The organism is Zobellella sp. DQSA1 (genome assembly GCF_041950555.1).
Lineage (GTDB): Bacteria > Pseudomonadota > Gammaproteobacteria > Enterobacterales > Aeromonadaceae > Oceanimonas.
The window spans coordinates 451102-470406 of the sequence record NZ_CP169531.1 but is presented as its reverse complement, the minus strand read 5'-3'; the positions used below and the strand labels follow the sequence as shown (position 1 = coordinate 470406).

At 61.4% G+C, this 19305-nt stretch carries 23 protein-coding genes; 14 read left to right on the top strand and 9 right to left on the bottom strand.

Features of this window, described 5'->3' with window-relative positions:
• Positions 1 to 18: 18 nt before the first annotated feature.
• Positions 19 to 1899, top strand: a complete 1881-nt coding sequence (locus tag ACEVBK_RS02310) for a methyl-accepting chemotaxis protein (RefSeq protein ID WP_375057008.1) — start codon at positions 19 to 21, stop codon at positions 1897 to 1899.
• A 65-nt stretch (positions 1900 to 1964) separates the two neighbouring features.
• On the opposite strand, the gene recJ is transcribed toward ACEVBK_RS02310, so the two are convergent.
• Positions 1965 to 3698 carry a single-stranded-DNA-specific exonuclease RecJ gene (gene recJ / locus ACEVBK_RS02305; RefSeq protein ID WP_375057007.1) on the bottom strand — a complete coding sequence of 578 codons (1734 nt, stop codon included), beginning with the start codon at positions 3696 to 3698 and terminating at the stop codon, positions 1965 to 1967.
• Positions 3699 to 3774: 76 nt separating this feature from the next.
• Entirely contained in the window at positions 3775 to 4662 is an 888-nt protein-coding gene (gene xerD / locus ACEVBK_RS02300; RefSeq protein ID WP_375057006.1) for a site-specific tyrosine recombinase XerD, read from the bottom strand.
• 75 nt (positions 4663 to 4737) lie between these two features.
• On the opposite strand from xerD, the gene fldB reads away from it, so the two are divergent.
• A complete protein-coding gene (gene fldB, locus ACEVBK_RS02295; RefSeq protein WP_375057005.1) occupies positions 4738 to 5253 on the top strand; it encodes a flavodoxin FldB in 516 nt (171 codons plus the stop codon).
• Between the two features lie 4 nt (positions 5254 to 5257).
• Here the strand turns inward: fldB and ACEVBK_RS02290 are convergent, their stop codons facing one another.
• The 4 genes from ACEVBK_RS02290 to ACEVBK_RS02275 all read right to left on the bottom strand — a co-directional run bounded on the left by ACEVBK_RS02290 (position 5258) and on the right by ACEVBK_RS02275 (position 8349).
• Positions 5258 to 5500, bottom strand: coding sequence for a DUF6868 family protein (locus tag ACEVBK_RS02290; RefSeq protein ID WP_375057004.1), 243 nt, complete (start codon positions 5498 to 5500; stop codon positions 5258 to 5260).
• Between the two features lie 108 nt (positions 5501 to 5608).
• Positions 5609 to 5983 carry a DUF6746 family protein gene (locus ACEVBK_RS02285; RefSeq protein ID WP_375057003.1) on the bottom strand — a complete coding sequence of 125 codons (375 nt, stop codon included), beginning with the start codon at positions 5981 to 5983 and terminating at the stop codon, positions 5609 to 5611.
• A gap of 189 nt (positions 5984 to 6172) precedes the next feature.
• Positions 6173 to 7489, bottom strand: a complete 1317-nt coding sequence (gene brnQ / locus ACEVBK_RS02280) for a branched-chain amino acid transport system II carrier protein (protein ID WP_375057002.1) — start codon at positions 7487 to 7489, stop codon at positions 6173 to 6175.
• 152 nt (positions 7490 to 7641) lie between these two features.
• Positions 7642 to 8349: a tRNA1(Val) (adenine(37)-N6)-methyltransferase gene (locus ACEVBK_RS02275; protein WP_375058498.1), complete on the bottom strand. Its 708-nt coding sequence runs from the start codon at positions 8347 to 8349 to the stop codon at positions 7642 to 7644.
• Positions 8350 to 8419: 70 nt separating this feature from the next.
• Here ACEVBK_RS02275 and srmB point away from each other — a divergent pair, with 70 nt between their 5' ends.
• Together srmB and ACEVBK_RS02265 are read left to right on the top strand one after the other, a co-directional pair.
• Entirely contained in the window at positions 8420 to 9715 is a 1296-nt protein-coding gene (gene srmB, locus ACEVBK_RS02270; RefSeq protein WP_375057001.1) for an ATP-dependent RNA helicase SrmB, read from the top strand.
• Positions 9716 to 9774: 59 nt separating this feature from the next.
• Positions 9775 to 9924 (top strand): hypothetical protein, encoded by a 150-nt coding sequence (locus tag ACEVBK_RS02265; protein ID WP_375057000.1) that lies wholly within the window; start codon positions 9775 to 9777, stop codon positions 9922 to 9924.
• A gap of 115 nt (positions 9925 to 10039) precedes the next feature.
• On the opposite strand, the gene yaaA is transcribed toward ACEVBK_RS02265, so the two are convergent.
• From yaaA to ACEVBK_RS02250, 3 genes are all read right to left on the bottom strand, one after another.
• Complete coding sequence (gene yaaA / locus ACEVBK_RS02260) at positions 10040 to 10813, bottom strand: peroxide stress protein YaaA (RefSeq protein WP_375056999.1); 774 nt, start codon at positions 10811 to 10813, stop codon at positions 10040 to 10042.
• 9 nt (positions 10814 to 10822) lie between these two features.
• Positions 10823 to 11932, bottom strand: coding sequence for a PilT/PilU family type 4a pilus ATPase (locus ACEVBK_RS02255; protein WP_375056998.1), 1110 nt, complete (start codon positions 11930 to 11932; stop codon positions 10823 to 10825).
• A 67-nt stretch (positions 11933 to 11999) separates the two neighbouring features.
• The gene (locus ACEVBK_RS02250) at positions 12000 to 13034 is read right to left on the bottom strand and encodes a type IV pilus twitching motility protein PilT (RefSeq protein WP_375056997.1); all 1035 of its coding nucleotides are present in this window, start codon (positions 13032 to 13034) and stop codon (positions 12000 to 12002) included.
• Between the two features lie 33 nt (positions 13035 to 13067).
• Between ACEVBK_RS02250 and ACEVBK_RS02245 the strand changes: the two genes are divergently transcribed.
• From ACEVBK_RS02245 to mutT, 10 genes are all read left to right on the top strand, one after another.
• Entirely contained in the window at positions 13068 to 13760 is a 693-nt protein-coding gene (locus tag ACEVBK_RS02245; protein WP_375056996.1) for a YggS family pyridoxal phosphate-dependent enzyme, read from the top strand.
• 10 nt (positions 13761 to 13770) lie between these two features.
• On the top strand, positions 13771 to 14595 hold the full coding sequence (proC, locus tag ACEVBK_RS02240) for a pyrroline-5-carboxylate reductase (protein WP_375056995.1): 825 nt from the start codon (positions 13771 to 13773) through the stop codon (positions 14593 to 14595).
• Positions 14596 to 14604: 9 nt separating this feature from the next.
• On the top strand, positions 14605 to 15156 hold the full coding sequence (locus tag ACEVBK_RS02235; protein WP_375056994.1) for a YggT family protein: 552 nt from the start codon (positions 14605 to 14607) through the stop codon (positions 15154 to 15156).
• The gene (yggU, locus tag ACEVBK_RS02230) at positions 15144 to 15455 is read left to right on the top strand and encodes a DUF167 family protein YggU (RefSeq protein ID WP_375056993.1); all 312 of its coding nucleotides are present in this window, start codon (positions 15144 to 15146) and stop codon (positions 15453 to 15455) included. The genes ACEVBK_RS02235 and yggU overlap by 13 nt, the downstream gene beginning before the upstream one ends.
• Positions 15456 to 15490: 35 nt before the next feature.
• Positions 15491 to 15904, top strand: a complete 414-nt coding sequence (locus ACEVBK_RS02225) for a DUF4426 domain-containing protein (RefSeq protein ID WP_375056992.1) — start codon at positions 15491 to 15493, stop codon at positions 15902 to 15904.
• A gap of 96 nt (positions 15905 to 16000) precedes the next feature.
• Positions 16001 to 16600: an RdgB/HAM1 family non-canonical purine NTP pyrophosphatase gene (gene rdgB, locus ACEVBK_RS02220; RefSeq protein ID WP_375056991.1), complete on the top strand. Its 600-nt coding sequence runs from the start codon at positions 16001 to 16003 to the stop codon at positions 16598 to 16600.
• Positions 16600 to 17745, top strand: coding sequence for a radical SAM family heme chaperone HemW (gene hemW / locus ACEVBK_RS02215; protein WP_375056990.1), 1146 nt, complete (start codon positions 16600 to 16602; stop codon positions 17743 to 17745). Before rdgB ends, hemW begins: the two co-directional genes overlap by 1 nt.
• 51 nt (positions 17746 to 17796) lie before the next feature.
• A complete protein-coding gene (gene zapD / locus ACEVBK_RS02210) occupies positions 17797 to 18531 on the top strand; it encodes a cell division protein ZapD (protein ID WP_375056989.1) in 735 nt (244 codons plus the stop codon).
• On the top strand, positions 18528 to 18719 hold the full coding sequence (gene yacG / locus ACEVBK_RS02205; RefSeq protein ID WP_375056988.1) for a DNA gyrase inhibitor YacG: 192 nt from the start codon (positions 18528 to 18530) through the stop codon (positions 18717 to 18719). The genes zapD and yacG overlap by 4 nt, the downstream gene beginning before the upstream one ends.
• On the top strand, positions 18709 to 19128 hold the full coding sequence (gene mutT / locus ACEVBK_RS02200; protein ID WP_375056987.1) for an 8-oxo-dGTP diphosphatase MutT: 420 nt from the start codon (positions 18709 to 18711) through the stop codon (positions 19126 to 19128). Before yacG ends, mutT begins: the two co-directional genes overlap by 11 nt.
• The last annotated feature ends 177 nt before the right edge of the window (positions 19129 to 19305 follow it).

The window sequence follows — 19305 nt, the reverse complement described above, 5'->3', positions numbered from 1 at the left end:
CCAACCAGAATAAAAAAAGTGAACAACCTTAAATTAAAGCACAAGATTCTGTTAAGTTTTATCGCTGCCATTGTGATCACCGCCCTGACCCTCAGCGGCCTCGGCTTTCGGGACATGAGAAACCAGCTTTACCAGGATAGCGAGCATCTGGTGTCCAGCCTGGGTCAAAAAGAGGCAGACAAGGTGGCTGAATGGCTGGGCAACCGCCAGGCCATGCTAAGTGCCGCCGCCAAGCAACTGGGAGACAGCCCCCTCTCTTCCCTGCAACTGATACAGGAAGCCGGCAATTTCCAGCTAGGCTTTTACGGTACCGCCAGCGGCGTGATGCACGACAGCGACCCCCGTATCGATCGTACCGGTTACGACCCTCGTAGCCGTCCTTGGTATCAACAGGCCCAGAGAGACAACAGAAGCATCGTCACCGCCCCCTACCTGGACGTCGCCTACAACGTGCTGGTGGTCACCCTCGCCCAACCGGTGCAGCAAAACGGCCGCCTGGCCGGGGTGATCGGCGGCGATGTGGCCATTACCAGCCTGATCGAGGATATCAACGCCATCCGCCTGCCGGCCCGGGGCTACGCCATGATGCTCGACAAAAGCGGTACCCTGATAGCCCACCGGGATCAGGCAAGGGTGCTGCAGAGCGCCGCCAATCTGGATCCGAATTTGTCCACCACCAACCTGGCTCGCTGGCAACGGGACCAGACCCTGCACCCGGTGGCCCTTGCCGGCGAGAACAAGCTGGTCTATGCCCAGCCGGTACCGGGCAGCGACTGGCAACTGCTGTTCGTGCTCGACCGGGCGGCCTTGGAAGCGCCGCTTACCAGCATGTTGTGGCAACAACTGGGCCTGGCCGCCCTGGTGATCGTCGTCGCCGTGATGCTGATCGGCCTGCTGGTACAGGTACTGCTCGCTCCCCTGCTCAAGGTTTCCCGAGCCCTGGCCCAGATTGCCGACGGCCAGGGGGACCTGACCCAGCGCATCGAGCTCAGCAGCCGGGATGAAGTAGGCCAGCTTGCCGCCAACTTCAACCGCTTCGTGAGCAGTCAGGCAGAACTGATTCGCCAGATCCGCAGCCAGGCCGAGCACCTGGGCAGCAACGCCGAGCAGGCCTCGGTGCGTGCCAACCAGACGGTAACCGAGCTAGGCCGCCAGCAGCAGGAAGTGGCCATGGTGGCCACGGCAGTGACCGAAATGGCTTCCGCCACCCAGGAAATCGCCAATAACGCCGAGCACACCGCCACGGCCGCCCAGCAGTCATCGGCCAGCACCGAGCAGGGCAAGCAGCTGGTACACAAAACCCGGGATTCCATCCAGTCCCTGGCCCGGGAAATGGATCAGGCATCGTCGGTCATCGTGCGCCTGGATCAGCACGCCAAGGAAATTTCCAGCGTACTGTCCACCATTCAGGGCATTGCCGAGCAGACCAACCTGCTGGCCCTGAATGCCGCCATCGAGGCAGCCCGCGCCGGCGAGCAGGGTCGCGGCTTCGCGGTGGTGGCGGACGAGGTGCGGGTGCTGTCCCAGCGCACCCACGCTTCCACCGAGGAAATCCAGGACACCATCAGCACCCTGCAGCAGGCCACCAACGAGGCGGTGAAGCTGATGGACACCAGCCGCAACCTGGCGGAGCTGAGCGTGGAAGACGCGGAGGCCGCCGCCCTGGCCCTCGCGGAAATCACCACCGCCGTAGGGATGATCTCGGACATGGCCAGCCAAATCGCCACGGCGGCGGAAGAACAGAGCCAGGTGACTGGGGAGATCACCCAGAACACCACCGCCATCAAGGACGTGGCCGACGAGCTGGCCGAGGATGCGACCCAGTCCCTGCAGCAGTCGAAAAACCTGCACAAGCAGGCGGGTGAACTGAACGGCCTGGTCAGCGCCTTTACCCTGTAACAAGGTGAGGCGTGAGGGGCGAAAGGTGAAGCAGGACACGCCTCACGCCTCACGCCTTCAGCAACTTACAGCGGTGCCAACTGCTCCACCAGCAGTTGCAGCTGGCGCCGCCCCTTCCATTCGTTCACATCCAGCTTGTAGGCCAGCTCTACCTTCTGGATGGCGGCGTTGGGCCAGACGCCCAGATCCACGTTGAAGGCGATGGCGTCGAGAACGGTGCGTCCCTCGTCCGGACTCAGCACCAGCTTGAGGTGCTTCTCTCCCACCAGCCGCTGCTGGATGATACGGAACTCACCGTCGAACAGGGGATCGGGAAAGGCCTGGCCCCAGGGGCCGGCAAAGCGCAGTTGTTCGGCCAGCTCCAGGGTCAACTCCTGTACCGTCAGTTCGCCGTCGCTCAGGATTTCCCCGGCCAGCAGCTCGGGGTTGACCCATTCGTCCACCATCTGCTCGAACGCCACCTTGAACGGCGCCAGCGCCGCCTTGCTCAACGACAGCCCCGCCGCCATGGCGTGACCGCCGAACTTGGCGATCAGACCCGGGTGGCGGCTGTTGATGGCCTCCAGCAAATCCCGCAGGTGCACCCCGGGAATGGAGCGACCCGAGCCCTTGAGTTCGTCCTCGCCCGCTTCGGCAAAGGCGATCACCGGGCGGAAGTAACGTTCCTTGATGCGCGAGGCCACCAGCCCCACCACCCCTTGGTGCCAGTCGTCCTGGTGCAGCACCAGGCCGGCGGGCAGTTCGCCGTCATTGATGCGCACCCGGGCCAGGCTGGCCAGGGCCTCCTGCTGCATGCTCGCTTCGATGGCCTTGCGTTCCCGGTTGAGCTCGTCCATCAGCGCCGCCAGTCGGCGGGCTTCGTCCAGGTTGTCGCTGAGCAGGCAGGCCACCCCCATCGACATGTCGTCGAGCCGTCCCACGGCGTTGAGCCGGGGACCCAGGGCAAAACCGAGATCCGTGGCCACCAGCCGCGCCTGGCTGCGCCCGGAAATGTCGATCAACGCCTGGATACCGGGCCGGATCCGGCCGGCGCGCATCCGTTGCAGGCCCTGGTGCACCAGCACCCGGTTGTTGCCGTCCAGTGCCACCACGTCCGCCACCGTACCGAGCGCCACCAGATCCAGGTAATCCGCCATATTGGGTGCCGTGATCCCCTGTCGCTCGAACCAGCCGTGCTGACTCAGGGTCGAGCGCAGCGCCAGCAACAGATAGAAGGCCACACCGACCCCGGCCAGGTTCTTGGAGGGAAAGTCACAGCCGCGCTGGTTGGGATTGACGATGGCGTCCGCCTCAGGCGTTTCCTCGCCGGGCAGGTGGTGATCGGTGACAATCACCTGCATGCCCGCCGCCTTGGCCGCCGCCACCCCCTGGATGCTGGAAATGCCGTTGTCCACGGTGATCAGCAGCTCGGCGCCCAGGGCCGACGCCTCTGCCACTACCTGGGGGCTCAGGCCGTAGCCGTAGTCGAAGCGGTTGGGCACCAGGTAATTGATCCGCCGCGCGCCCATGGCGCGCAGGCCGTGCACCATCAACGCCGAGCTGGTGGCACCGTCGCAGTCAAAATCGCCCACTATCAGGATGTTGCGCTGCTCAATCAGAGCCTGCTCCAACAAGGACACCGCCTCCGCCATGCCCTTGAAGCCGGGCTTGAGCAAGGCGCCGGCCTGCAGGTTGAGCTGTTCGGGAAGCACCACGCCGCGGCTGGCATAGAGCCGCTGCAGCAGGGGGGAAAGTTCGGCGGGCAACTGATGGGGCGCGACTTCACGCCGGCGGATGGGCAATCGGGAACGGACGGACATGGGCTGACTTGTTTTTAAACGGGCCGATAACACTAACCGCGCGGTGGAGAATTTGCAACGCTCCACCGCAGGCGGCTTATCCCCTGGGATGATGCTGCTCGTGCAGGGCGTTGAGCCGGTGGGTGGCCACATGGGTATAGATCTGGGTGGTGGACAAGTCCGAATGCCCCAGCAGCAGCTGCACCACCCGCAGGTCGGCGCCGTGGTTGAGCAGGTGGGTGGCGAAGGCATGGCGCAGGGTGTGGGGCGACAGTTCCATAGTAATGCTGGCACGCAGGGCATAATGCTTGATACGGTGCCAGAAGGTCTGCCGGGTCATCTGCCGGGCCCGACGCGAGGGGAACACCACGTCCGACGGCTGCTCGCCCAACAGCGCCCCCCGCGCCTCCTTCAAGTAGCGGCTCAGCCAGTACAACGCCTCTTCGCCCATGGGCACCAGCCGATCCTTGTTGCCTTTGCCGGTCACCCGCACCAGGCCCTGGCGCAGGCTGATGCTTTCCATCGACAGGCTCACCAGCTCACTCACCCTCAGGCCGGTGGCGTACAGCAGTTCCAGCATCGCCTTGTCGCGCAGCTCCAGGGGATCACCCACCTCCGGCGCCTGCAGCAGCCGGGACACCTGCTCTTCGCTCAGATCCTTGGGCAGCCGCTTGGGCAGCTTGGGGCCGGCGATCAGCACGCTGGGATCGTCGGCGCGCAGCTGCTCCCGGTGCAGGTACTGGAAGAAACGGCGCAGCACACTCAGCATGCGCGCCGTACTGCTGGCCTTGAAGCCCAGATCCAGCCGGTGCGCCAGGTACTGCTGCAGGGTCAGGCCGTCTACCGCCAGCAGACTGCTGCCCTCACCGTCCAGCCAGGCGGCGAAGTGGGTCAAATCGCTGCGGTAGGAAGCCAGGGTGTTGTCGGACAGCCCCTTCTCCAGCCAGAGGGCGTCGACGAATTGTTCCACCAGGGGATAGCTCATGGTTACTCCGGGCTCTGCCCTGTGCGCGGGCTTCTGTTATGATAGGGCCATTGTCTGTTGAGATAACGGAACCCCATGAATATCGGTCTCTTTTACGGCTCTACCACCTGCTATACCGAAATGGCCGCCGAGAAAATCCGCGACCAGCTCGGCGCCGAGCTGGTCGAACTGCATAATATCAAGGATGTGCCGCTCAAGCGCGCCGAAGTCTACCCCATCCTGATCCTCGGCATCTCCACCTGGGATTTCGGCGAACTGCAGGAAGACTGGGAGTCCCACTGGGACGAAGTGGACCAGTTGGAGCTGGACGGCCGGGTGGTCGCCCTGTTCGGCATGGGCGATCAACTGGGCTATGGCGAGTGGTTTCAGGATGCGCTCGGCCTGCTGCACGACAAGGTCGCTGCCCGCGGCGCTACCATCGTTGGCTACTGGCCCAACCAGGGCTACGAGTTCGAAGCCTCCAAGGCGCTCACCGACGACGGCCGCTACTTTGTCGGCTTGTCGCTGGACGAGGCCAACCAGTACGACGACACCGATGCCCGCATCCAGGCCTGGGTAACCCAGATACTGGAAGAAATCGCCGCCCTGTAATGGCCTAGAACACCATTTTCAGCGCCAGCCAGGGCACCAAGTTAAACAGCAATATCCCGATCTTGTACGCCGCCATAGCGGCGTAGTGGAGGGCATCGAACTGCCCGGGCGCAAGGCGGAACCAGCGTCCGTGCAGCCGGTGCATCCACTCCCTGGCAAAACAGAACACCATAAACCAGATCAGCAGAATGCCGTAGTTTATCCCCAGGCACCACAGCAGAAAATCCTGTACCGCATCCATCTCCATCACCTCCTCCCTCCGAGTATCCCCCATCAAGTGTATAGACCCGGCAAAAGAAAAGGCGGCCCGATGGCCGCCCCACAATCAACGCCGGGTATAACCAAGGCTCCTTGCTCAGCGAATAAGGGTACGGGACACCTCGAGATAGGCCTCGCCCCTGTCCTTGACCACCTGGGGCTGATTGGTCTCGGAGGCGATATGCACTTCCTCCAGGGTCTCCGCCAGGGCCGCGGTCTCTTCATTTATTTTGGTCAGGGCGTTTTCCAGGGTGTAGGTAAGCTGGTGCACCTCGTTCAGGGCAGCCGGCGTCAGTTCCCCCGCCAGCACTTCGGCCAGTTTGGTGTTGTATTCAGAAAAGTTGGCCACCGCCTGCACCAGGGTATCGGCGGGCTCGCCCTTGTAATGATCCGGGCGGGTGTCGGCCTGGGCATGGGATGCCAGCAGCAAGGTCAGGGCGGAGAAGGCGGGCAGCGAAAGGGATTTCATCATGGTTTCCTCGAAGTCAGGTTGAAGATCGCCCTCAACTTAAATCAAATAGTAATCATTATCAATTTTATCTAGACAATGATTGATCGGGATCAAACGACACCTTTCCCTACCGCTCTTCCTGTCTTGCTCCCCAAAGCAAAAGGGGCGGCTCAATGCCGCCCCTTGGAACCATGGCTAACCCTTGTCGACTCAGGCCACGGCTTCTTCCCGGGCCCTGCCCCCCATCAGGCCGACCACGGCGGCGACAAGGGTGGGCAGTACCCAGGCCATGCCGACACCGAACAGCGGCAGGAAGCCGAACAGACTCATGTTCAGGCCCGCGGCCTGCATGCCGTCGAGCAGACCAAACGCCAGGGATACGGCGATGATAAGGCGGAAGGCGAACACCGGCGATTTCATCAACGGCCGCAGGAAGGTGGCCAGCACCAGGGCAATAGCCACCGGATACAGCGCCACCAGAATGGGAATGGACACGGCGATCAGGGTGTTCAGGCCGACGTTGGCTACCAGCATGCAAGCCAGCGCAATTATCACCACCCAACGGCGGTAGCCGCCCTTGCCGGTCAGGTTGTGGAAATAGTCGGCACAGGAGGAGATCAGGCCCACGGCCGTAGTCAGGCAGGCCAGGGTAACGATGCCCGCCAGGATCCACAGGCCGGGGACGCCAAACAGGGCCAAGACATAGGCGCTGATAATCTCGCCGCCGTTGCTGGCGGACTCCACCACACCCAGGCTGGTACCGCCCAGAATGAACAGGGAAGTATAAACAAAACCCAGGCCGGCGGCGGCAATCAGTGCGGCCATCATCAGATAGCGGGACTGGGCGCGAGGTTCGGTCACGCCTTTCTTGCGCAGCACGTCCAGGATCAGGATGGCGAACAGCAGAGACGCGAAGGTATCCATGGTGTTATAGCCTTCGATAAAACCTTTCACGAACGGCTGGCTCATATAGGCTGCGGCCACCTCGGGCTGGGTGCCCTGAGGATTGACGAAGACGGCGATGGCCAGAATGATCAACAGCAACAGCAGTATCGGGGTCAGCAACTTACCCACCGCTTCCAATAACCGGCCCTGACTGAGAGAGAGCAACAATGCCACACCGAAAAAGGCGATGGTATACAGGGTGAGAGAGGCCTGGCCCGGATTGTCCAGGAAAGGCTTGACGCCCATTTCGAAGGCCACCAGGCCGGTACGGGGCGCGGCGAAGGCCGGGCCTATGATGATGAAAATGGCACAAGCCATAACAGTCACCACCACGGGGGGCAGATAACGGCCCATGGTCGGCAGGCCACCACCGGCCAGGGCGGCGGCGATCAACCCTGCCAGTGGCAGGCCGACCGCCGTGATCAGAAAGCCGAACATGGCACTGCTCAGGTGCTCACCGGCCAGGAAACCGGCCAGGGGCGGGAAAATGATATTACCGGCGCCCAGGAAGAAGGCGAAGGTCATAAACCCTAAGCCCATGATATCAAAAGTGGATAAGGATCTGTTCACAGCAAACCTCATTGCGGCTGTCCGCACAGTGCAGGCTTCATTTGGAAACCAAGCGAAATAACAATACGACACGCTGCCAGCCATCAGTTGGAAAATACTAAAAACTGGCACGCGCCGAGCTGGCCAGTAGCATAATGATGTGAAAATCAGATTCAAGGCAAAATTTACATCTTCAAATAGAAGGGCGAGACCATTCCCTTATATATGTCGCCATACTCATTTTTTATAGTATTAATGACAATTTCACCCGCTTTAAAACAGTGCTTAATGCTGCAGAACTGTAATAAAAAACGACCAGGACTTTTCCCCTCCCTAGTGACGACGTCCCGCCTTTCGATTAAATAAAAGCCGTTTAACTCGGCCTGTTCCATCGCCTCCTCCCGCGTCTGTGGTGGTAAAACCACGGATAATCTGCCATCGGCAGTAAGCAAACGTTTACTATGAGAAAACAGCTCCGCCAGGCTCAGACTGCCGGTATGGCGAGCACTGGCCCGGGCCGGACAATCGAACGACTGGCCGTGCTCGAAGTAGGGCGGATTGGACACAATCAGGTCGAATGGCTCGGCCTCGAACGCCTGCAGGGCGCCGCCGATAATGTTGACCTTGTCCGGCCAGGGCGAAGCAGCCACGTTTTCTGCTGCCTGGCCAGCCGCGATCCGATCCAGCTCCAGTCCGGAGATCCGGACCCCGGGTTCGCTACGCTGGGCCAACATCAGCGCTACCAGACCCGAGCCGGTGCCGATATCCAGAATACGACGAGCCGGCCCCAGCGGCGCCCAGGCCCCGAGCAGGATGCCGTCGGTGCCTACTTTCATGGCGCACCTGTCGTGATTGATATGAAATTGCTTAAAGGTAAAACCGCGGCCGCTCATGATGATCCTGTCAGGCTTTTTTATCCGAGTTCGCCTATAATACCCGCCTTTTAGGCTGACGAGATCGATCATGAGCAGTATGACCTTCGAGCAACTGGAACTGGACCCCATTCTGGTACGCGCCCTGGCACGCATGGGCTATGCCAGGCCCACCACCATTCAGAGCCAGGTCATTCCCGAAGCCATGAGCGGCCGGGACATCATGGCCTCGGCCCCCACCGGCACCGGCAAGACCGCCGCCTTCCTGCTGCCGGTCTGTCAGCACCTGCTGGATTTTCCCCGGCGCCAGGCCGGCCCGGCCCGAATCCTGATCCTGACGCCCACCCGCGAGTTGGCCAAGCAAATCGCCGACGATGCCAAAGCCATGCTCAAGGAAACCGGGCTGAGGGTAGAAGTGATCACCGGCGGGGTGAACAGTGAAAAACACCTGCCCGCCCTCACCAAGACTACCGACATCGTGGTGGCCACCCCGGGCCGGCTGTTGCAGTATATAGAAGAAGAATCCTTCGACAGCCGGGATATCGAAATGCTGATCCTGGACGAGGCGGATCGCATGCTCGACATGGGGTTTATCGGGGATGTGGATCGTATCGCCGCCGAGGCCCGCTGGCGCCGCCAGACCATGCTGTTTTCCGCCACCCTCGAAGGCCATGGCCTGACCAAATTTGCCGCCGATATTCTGAAGGAGCCGGTGGAAGTCACCGCCGAGCCCCCGCGCAGCGAGCGCAAGAAAATCACCCAATGGCTGCACCTGGCGGACGATCCCGAACACAAGTTCGCCTTGCTGGTCCATTTGCTGCGCCAGCCGGACGTCACCCGCAGCATCGTCTTCGTGAAAACCCGCGATCGGCTGATGGAGCTGGCCAGCCGGCTGCAGCAGGAAGGGCTGGACAACGCCTGGCTGCGTGGCGAGATGGATCAGGAAAAACGCTTCGAGGCGCTGCGCCGCTTCCGCAACGGCAAGGTCAATATCCTGGTGGCCACCGACGTGGCGGCGCGAGGCATCGACCTGCCCGAGGTCAGCCATGTGATCAACTTTGATATGCCACGCACCGCCGACGTATACGTACACCGTATCGGCCGCACCGGCCGGGCCGGTCGCAAGGGGACCGCCATCAACCTGGTGGAGGCCCACGACATGCCGATGGTGGTCAAGGTCGAACGCTACACCGAGCAGAAGCTCAAGCGCCGGGTCATCGACGAACTGCGCCCCAAGCACAAGGAAGCCAGCGTCACGACACGCAAGAAAAAAGTGAACGATGGCAAGAATAAGAAAGCCGAGCAACCGAAGAAAAAGATCAGGCAGCGCGATCAGAAGGCCAAGGGCAAACCCAAATGGGCTCAGGAAAAAAAAGCCGGCGAATAAAGGGCCGCGGCAAGCCAGAACCGCTTGACTATGCTTAGAGAAAAAACGGAGGTATGGTCATGTTCACTGATTACTCTGACCCGGATCTGCGCCGGGAGCAGCGGCGCAAGCTTCTGGACCGCCGGGATCTGATCCGCAGGGAGCCGCACAAGGCGGAGCGGCGCCAAGGTCATGACCGGCGCCGCATCGAGCAGTTCAAGCCGGGATGACGGCAATAAAAAACCGGCCATCGGGCCGGTTAAAATGAAGAAGAGTTTCTGAAAATGCAGTAGACACTCAGTATAGAAAGCGGCTGGAACAAAAAGTTCCGGCCGCTTTCTTTTTTTATTGCTCTTCCCGCTTGAACACCAACTCGGTGGAAGAGGACTCGGCTTCCACAAAGTCATAGCCTGCGCTGTCGAAGGCGGCGAGCTGGCTTACCTCGGTCAGCCGGTGCTCGATGATGTAACGCGCCATCATGCCCCTCGCCTTCTTGGCATAGAAACTGATCACCTTGTACTGGCCGTTCTTGCCGTCCTTGAATATCGGGGTCACGATCTGCCCGTCCAGCTTTTTCGGTTTCACCGCTTTGAAATACTCATTGGAGGCCAGGTTGATCAGCACGTTGTCACCCTGTTCCGCCATGGCCTGGTTGAGCTTGTCGGTGATGATGTCACCCCAGAACCGGTACAGATCCGTGCCCCGATCGTTGTACAGTTTAGTGCCCATCTCCAGCCGGTAGGGCTGCATCAGATCCAGCGGCCGCAGCACCCCGTACAAACCGGACAGCATACGCAGGTGGCGCTGGGCAAAGACAAAGTCATCCCGGCTCAGGGTCTCGGCCTCCAGCCCGGTATAAACGTCGCCCTTGAATGCCAGTATCGCCTGTTTGGCGTTGGCAGGGGTGAAGTCCGGCTGCCAGTCGGCAAAGCGGGCGGCGTTGAGCCCGGCCAGCTTGTCGCTGATACTCATCAACTTGCCGATCTCCGCCGGCGTCAGTTGCCGGGCCCGTTCGATCAACCCGGCGGAGTGATCCAGCAGTTCGGGCAGGCTGTAGTCGGCAATGACCGGCGGGGTGTCGTAATCCAGGGTTTTGGCGGGGGAAACCACTATCAGCATGAGAGTCCTCTAAGATTCTATCGTCACGTTATCGAGCAGGCCGGCATCCAGTTCACCGCCGCCGTGCAGTTTGATCATCAACCGCAGATCGTTGGGCGAGTCGGCATGGGCCAGAGCTTCGGAGTAGCCTATATGCTGCCGGGTGTAGAGGTCAAACAACGCCTGGTCGAAGGTCTGCATACCCAACTCACGAGATTTGGCCATGATGTCCTTCAGCCGATGCATCTCGCCCTGGCGGATCAGGTCCGCCACCAGCGGGGTATTGAGCAGGATCTCGAAGGCACCCCGGCGCTGAATGCCATCGAGGGAGGGAATCAGCTGCTGGGCCACGACCGCCTTAAGGTTGAACGACAGATCGAACAGCAATTGACGGTGCTTGCTTTCCGGCACCAGATGCATAATCCGGTCCAGCGCCTGGTTGGCGTTGTTGGCATGCAGGGTAGCCATGCACAGATGGCCGGTTTCGGCAAAGGACAGGGCGAAGCCCATGGTTTCTTCCGACCGGATCTCGCCGATGACGATCACATCCGGCGCCTGGCGCAGGGCGCTTTTCAGGGCGGCACCGAACGACTCGGTGTCGATGCCCACCTCCCGCTGGGTCACGATGGACTGGCCATGCTGGTGGACGTATTCCACCGGGTCCTCGATGGTAAGGATATGTCCGCCGGCATGGCGGTTGCGGTGGCCGATCATCGCCGCCTGAGTGGTGGACTTGCCGGTCCCGGTTCCGCCCACCAACAGCACCAGACCGCGCTTGGTCATGGCCACTTCACGCAAGGTGTCGGGCAGATACAGCTCTTCAAAGGTGGGAATATGGCTCTCGATACGCCGTATCACCATGCCCGCCTTTTCCTGCTGCCAGAAGGCACTGACCCGGAAACGGCCGAGGTTGGCTTCGGTCATGGCGAAGTTGGCTTCTTTATGTTGATGAAACCGGAGACGCCAGCTCTCATTCATGCAAGATTCAATCAAAGCCAAAGACTGGGCCGCGGTGAGTGGATCCGCACCAACCGGCAGCAGCCGGCCCTGCACCTTGACGGTGGGCGGAATGCCCGCCGATATATACATATCCGATGCCTGCTGTGCCAGCATGGCATTCAATAAAGGCGTCAATTCCATGTCCACCTCCGGTTGTTCGTTTACTGACCTGGTATCGATGGGTTCGCCCCCGCTCCGGCACCGACGATCAGATGCCTTGCGGGTCTACCGCCTTGGTCCGGGCATCCACCGGCGCCACCCTGCCGCTGCTGACCAGCAGCTTGAGGCACTGATCCATGGTTTGCATGCCGTGGGCCATGCCGGTCTGGATCACCGAATACATCTGCGCCACCTTGTCTTCGCGGATCAGGTTGCGGATGGCCGGGGTACCCAGCATGATCTCGTGGGCGGCAATACGGCCACCGTTCACCTTCTTGAGCAGGGTCTGGGAGATCACCGCCCGCAGCGACTCGGACAGCATGGAACGTACCATGCCTTTCTCGGCACCGGGGAAGACATCGATAATACGATCTATGGTCTTGGCCGCCGAGGAGGTGTGCAGGGTACCGAACACCAGATGGCCGGTTTCGGCGGCGGTCAGTGCCAGGCGAATGGTTTCCAGATCCCGCAGTTCGCCTACCAGGATAATATCGGGGTCTTCCCGGAGCGCCGAACGCAACGCGTTGCTGAAGGAGTGGGTATCCCGGTGCACTTCCCGCTGGTTGAGCAGACATTTCTTGTTACCGTGCACGAATTCGATGGGATCCTCAATGGTGAGGATATGCTTGTTGAAGCTCTCGTTGACATGATCGATCATCGCCGCCAGGGTGGTGGATTTACCCGAGCCGGCAGGCCCCGTTACCAGCACCAGACCGCGCGGATATTCGGCAATGCGGCGGAAGATCTCGGGGGCTCCCAACTGCTCCAGGCTTCTGACTTCGCTCGGGATAATCCGGAACACCGCCGCCGCGCCGCGAGCTTGATGGTAGGCATTCACCCGGAAACGGGCCAGGCCCGGCAGTTCGAAGGAAAAGTCGATCTCTAGGTTTTCCTCCAACTCCTTGCGCTGGCGATCGTTCATGATGTCATATACCAGCCGGTGTACTTCCCGGTGTTCCTGCACCGGTAAATTGATCTTGCGTACCTCACCGTCCACCCGGATCAAGGGCGGCACTCCCGCCGACAGGTGCAGATCCGATGCATTATGCTTTACACTAAACGCCAAAAGTTCCGTAATATCCATAATATATCCCCGTCGCTTCCGGTTACTTATTATATGAATACTATCGTAGAGCAGCTGCAACGAGTTCACGGCAGAATTGCCAGCGCCGCCAGTCAATGCGGCCGCAATGAAACGGACATCCGTCTGCTGGCCGTCAGCAAGACCAGGCCTGCCGCCGATGTGCAGGCTGCCTATGCCGCCGGCCAGCGCCAGTTCGGCGAAAACTATGTGCAGGAGGGCATCGACAAAATCAGGACGCTGAAAACCGCCTGCCCGGAAATCTGCTGGCACCTGATCGGCCCGCTGCAATCCAACAAGAGTCGCCAGGTGGCCGAGCATTTCGACTGGGTGCAGACGGTGGATCGCCTCAAGATAGCCCAGCGTCTCAGCGATCAACGCCCGGTCCATATGCGCCCCCTCAATATCTGCCTGCAGGTCAACGTAAGCGGAGAGACCAGCAAATCCGGCCTGGCCCCGGATCAGGTGGAAGCCCTGGCAGGGCAGATCAGTGCCTTGCCGGGTCTGTGCCTGCGTGGCCTGATGGCCATACCCGAAGATACCGGGGATCGGGAAAAGCTCGGGACACAACTGCTAGAGTTGAAGCAACTCTTTGATAGAATGGCGGAAAAACACCCCCAGCTGGACACCCTGTCGATGGGGATGAGCAACGATTTAGAACTCGCAGTGGCCTGTGGCAGTACCCTGGTAAGGGTTGGCACGGCTATATTTGGCTCTCGCAACCCTTGAGTGATCATTGATGGAACACAGAAAACTCGCCTTTATCGGCGCGGGCAACATGTCTCGCAGCCTGATCGCCGGGCTGATCAAGTCGGGTTACCCGGCCGATCTGATCCTGGCCGCCAATCCTTCCCGCCCCAAACTGGAGGCACTGGAAGCCGACTTCGGCATCCATACCACCCAGGATAATCTGGAAGCCGCCGGCTGGGCTCAAACCCTGGTGCTGGCGGTGAAGCCACAGATGATGGCCGCCATGCTGACGGAGCTGGTACAGGCCCGTGCCGACTTTACAGGCAAGCTACTGGTTTCCATCGCCGCCGGCGTCAGCGTGGCCCGGCTGGAGCAGATGGCCGGCGGCCACGACAATATCATCCGCACCATGCCCAATACCCCCTCGTTGCTGGGCCTCGGCATGACCGGCCTCTATGCCAGGGCTCACGTAAGCCAGGCCGATCGGAACTACTGCGGCCAGATGATGGCAGCGGTGGGCAAGACCCTCTGGGTGGCTGAAGAAGACGGCATCAACCAGGTGATCGCCGCCGCAGGTAGTGCCCCGGCCTATTTTTTCCTCTTTATGGAAGCCATGGCTACGGAGGCAGAAAGGCAGGGCTTTTCCACCGAAGAGGCCCGCCTGCTGGTGCAGCAAACCGCCCTGGGCGCCGCCCATATGGTCGCCGCCAACCCCCGCCTGTCCCTGGCCGAGCTTCGAGCCCAGGTCACCTCCAAGGGCGGTACCACCGCCGCAGCCATTCGCCGCTTCCAGGAACAGGATCTGGAGCACCTGGTGGCCGAAGCCATGGCCGCCGCCACAGCCCGCGCCCGGGAACTGGAAACGCAGCTCTAAGGAATAATAATGAATACTGCTTACTACCTGATTAATACCGTTTTTGACCTTTACCTGATGGTGGTGCTGTTGCGCATCTGGCTGCAGTGGGTGCGGGCGGATTTCTACAACCCCTTCAGCCAGTTCGTGGTCAAGGCTACCAATCCACCACTGACCCCGCTGCGTCGCCTGGTACCCGGCTTTTTCGGTATCGACTTCGCCGCTGTGGTACTGGCGGTGTTGGTGGCCACCGCCAAGCTGTTGTTGTTCAAGGCCATGAACCTGCTTTATGCGGACTGGAGCACGGTCGTGCTGGTCGGCCTTATCACCGTATTGAAGAAGGCCGGGGTCATGCTGTTCTGGATCCTGATCATTCGCGCCCTGATGAGTTGGGTCAGCCAGGGCCGCAGCCAGATAGAATACGTGCTGCACCAGTTGACCGAGCCGCTGCTGGCCCCCCTGCGCCGTATCATTCCACCCATGGGTGGCCTGGACCTGTCGATCCTGGTGGCCTTTATCGCCCTGCAGGCCCTCAACTGGCTGATGGGAGACTTGATTGGTCCCCTTTGGTGGCAACTGTGACCCAGGCCGTCCGGCTGGAGCAGGACAGACTCTACCTCAGCCTGTACCTGCAACCCAAGGCCAGCCGGGATCAGTTCCTCGGTCTGCACGGCGACGAGCTCAAACTGGCCATCACCGCCCCCCCGGTGGATGGCCAGGCCAACGCCCATCTGCTCAAATGGCTGGCCAAGCAGTGCCGGGTGGCCAAATCCCAGGTGCGGCTGCTGAGCGGGGAGAGCAGCCGCCATAAGAAGGTCGTCGTCACCTCACCCCGGGAAATCCCGCCGCTTCTGGCGGAACTCCTGGCCAACCCGGCCTAAACTAACAATAACGCTCTCAGCCATAAGGAACTGTCATGTTCAAGCTCATCCTCTCGGCCCTGGTACTGCTGTTTGCATCCCAGGCCTCCAGCACGGAAATCCGGGTCGGCAACTGGATCGTTCATTACAGCGCCTTCGCCTCCACCTTCCTCACGCCGGACGTGGCGCGCAACTACAACATAGAGCGCAGCCGCTTCAACGGTCTGGTCAACATCGCGGTGACCGATGCCGAAGGCCGGACCCAGCAGGTCAACCTCAGCGGCGAAGGCAAGACCCTGCTGGGCACGGTGCGCCGGTTGGACTTCCAGACGGTGCGCGAAGGCGACGCCATCTACTACATCGCCGAATATCCCTACCGCAATGAAGACAATGTGCTGTTCACCATCGATATCCTGGGCCAGCAACAGGGTGGCCAGTTCACCTTCCGCCATACCTTCTATACCGATTAATTCTCCTGGAGGCCTGCGACGCAGGCCTCGCCACAGGATCGACATCCCGCCTCCGTGTTATCATGGTCGTCACAGCTATCCTGACAGGAACACCTGGTGAGCAAACAAATTGTCCTGGCCTCCGGCAACGCCAAGAAAGTCGCCGAATTGCAAAGCCTGCTCGGCAAACTGGGCATGACGGTGGTGCCCCAGAGTGAATTCGGTGTGACGGACGCCGAGGAAACCGGCACCACCTTCGTGGAAAACGCCATCATCAAGGCCCGCCACGCGGCACGCATCACCGGCTTGCCCGCCATCGCCGACGACTCCGGCCTGGCCGTGGACGCTCTGGACGGCCGCCCCGGGGTCTATTCCGCCCGCTTCGCCGGGCCCGGAGCCTCCGACGAGCAAAATGTGAAACAGTTGCTGGCCGACCTGGAAGGGCTGCCCGCCGGGCTGCGGTTGGCCACCTTCTGGTGCGTACTGGTTTACCTGCGCCACGCCGAGGACCCCACCCCGCTGATCTGCACCGGCAGTTGGCGGGGTGCCATCACCGAGCACCGCCAGGGAGAGCACGGCTTCGGTTACGATCCCGTGTTCCTGGTGCCCGAGGCCGGCAAGACCGCGGCCGAGCTGAGCCCGGCGGAAAAGAATCGTCTCAGCCACCGGGGCAAGGCCCTGCGCCAGCTGCACGCCCTGTTGCAAGAGGAAGCCTGATGCTGCAATTACCGCCGCTCAGCCTCTATGTGCACATTCCCTGGTGCGTGCAGAAGTGCCCCTACTGCGACTTCAATTCCCACGCCCTGAAGGACGGCATCCCCGAACAGGACTACGTCGAAGCGCTGCTCGACGACCTGTTCCAGGACTTGCACCTGGTGCAGGGGCGGCGGCTGCACAGCATCTTCATCGGCGGTGGCACCCCCAGCCTGCTCAGCCCCGAAGCCATCGCCCGGCTGCTGGCCGGCACGCGGCGGCTCGTCCCTTTCGAAGAAAATATCGAAATTACCCTGGAAGCCAACCCGGGCACGGTGGAAGCCGGCCGCTTCAGGGGCTTCAGCGAAGCCGGGATCAACCGTATCTCCATCGGCGTGCAGAGTTTCCAGGCGGACAAGCTGAGACGCCTGGGCCGCATCCACGACCCGGAGCAGGCCCGTTTCGCCGCCCGGGAAGCGACCAGCGTAGGGCTCAATACCTTCAACCTGGATCTGATGCACGGCCTGCCCGAACAGCGTCTGGAAGACGCCCTCTACGATCTGGAGCAGGCGCTCGCGCTGTCGCCGCCGCACCTGTCCTGGTACCAGCTCACCATAGAACCCAACACCCCCTTCGCCTCTCGCCCGCCGACCTTGCCGGAAGACGAGGTGCTGGCCGATATCTTCGAGCAAGGCCATGCCCTGCTGCTGGACCGGGGCTACCGCCAGTACGAGGTCTCCGCCTACGCCAGACCCGGCCATGAAGCCAGGCATAACCTCAACTACTGGCGCTTCGGCGACTATCTGGGTATCGGCTGCGGCGCCCACGGCAAGATCACCCTGCCGCTCGAAGGCAAGCTGGTGCGCACCGTCAAGGTCAAGCATCCCAAGGGCTACCTGGAGCAGGGACGTCCCTACCTGGATCAGTATTGGCCCATAACCCCGCAGGATCTGTCGCTGGAATACTTTATGAACCGGCTGCGCCTGTTCGAACCCATCCCCCGGGACGAATTCTGCCGGCTGACCGGCCTTGGCCCGGAGCGGCTCGCCGCCCCGCTATCGGAGGCGATACGGCTCGAGCTGCTGGTCGAAGACGAGCAATACTGGCGAGTAACGCCGCTGGGGCGCCGCTTCCTCAATCGGCTGCTCGATTTGTTTATTGGCGCCTGATGCGGGTAAACTTGCCGTTATTACCGCCGTCACTCTGCAGGCCGGAGCCTTATGTCATCACTGGTTTATGAATTTCCTCTCAACGAGAAGTGCCGCAACTACCTGCGCCTGAGCGAACTCTTGCAGCAAATCCGCCTGTGCCGGGAGCTCTCGGTCTCCGGCCAGGCCACCGCCCTGTTCAAAGCGCTGCTGGACATCATGGAGCTGCTGGAGCGCTGTGATGTCCGCACCGACCTGGCCAAGGATCTGGAGGCCCAGCGAAACAAGCTGGCCGCCTGGTCCCAGGTACCGGGGGTGGACGCCGCCGCCCTGTCCCAGCTGGAAGCTCAACTGGAGCAACTCAGCCAGCAGTTGCCCCGGGCCGCCCGCCTGGGCCAGCTGCTGCGGGAGGACAAGCTGCTCGCCGCCGTGCGCAGCCGCTTCGCCATCCCCGGCGGCCTCTGTCCCTTCGACGTACCTCAGCTGCACTACTGGCTCCACCAGCCGGTGACGCGCCAGCAGCAGGATATCGACGGCTGGCTGACCCAGTTGCAACTGCTGCAACAGGGACTGGAGCTGCTGCTGACCCTGTGGCGGGAGGCTGGCCAGTTTCGAACCCAGCAGGCGGTGGGCGGCTTTTTCCAGGACGGCGCCGAACTCACCGAGATGATCCGCCTGCGGCTGCCCGCCGAGTTCGCCATCTATCCGGTGGTCAGCGGCAACAAGTATCGTTTCACCATCCGCTTTATGCCGGTCGGCAACACCGAGATTGGCAATATCGACTTCGAACTGGCCAACATCAAATGAGCACAATAATTACAGTCTCCTGCCCCACCTGCGGTACCCCCGTGGAGTGGGGAGAACAGAGTCCCTACCGCCCCTTCTGCAGCAAGCGTTGCCAACTGATCGATCTCGGTGAGTGGGCCGACGAGGAAAAACGCATTCCAGGCGATCCCGCCTGGTTGCCGGAGCAGGATGATGAAAATGAATACTGAGGCCGGCCTGAAGAAAACCGTGCTGGTGGCGGTGGGCGTGATCGAAAACGACGCCGGCGAGATTTTTATCTGCCGCCGTGGCGAGAGCCAACACCAGGCCTGCAAGTGGGAGTTTCCCGGCGGCAAGGTGGAAACCGGCGAAACCGTGCCTCAGGCCCTGGCCCGGGAGCTGGAAGAGGAGATCGGCATCCGGGTGGCGAGCTGCCAACCCTTTATGCGCATCGAGCACGACTACGGCGACAAGCAGGTGATCCTGGATATCCGCAAGGTCACCGCCTTCGAGGGCGAAGCCCACGGCCGCGAAGGCCAGCCCAGCCGCTGGGTGCCGCTGGCCGAGCTGCACCGCTACGACTTTCCCGCCGCCAATGCCCCCATAATGGAAAAACTGCAGGCGGAAGCCGAAGGCTAGAAGCCATATACCCACTCCCATGCCCGGAGGCCGCTAGGGCGGTCAGGCGCTGATCGCCACCGCCCAGGCCAGGCCCGAACCCATCCCCGTCTAGCAGCACAACCCGCCCAGCCGACCGAGGCGCTGCAGGACGACAACCCCTGGCACCTGCGCCGCCTGCAGGACGGGCGTTATTCC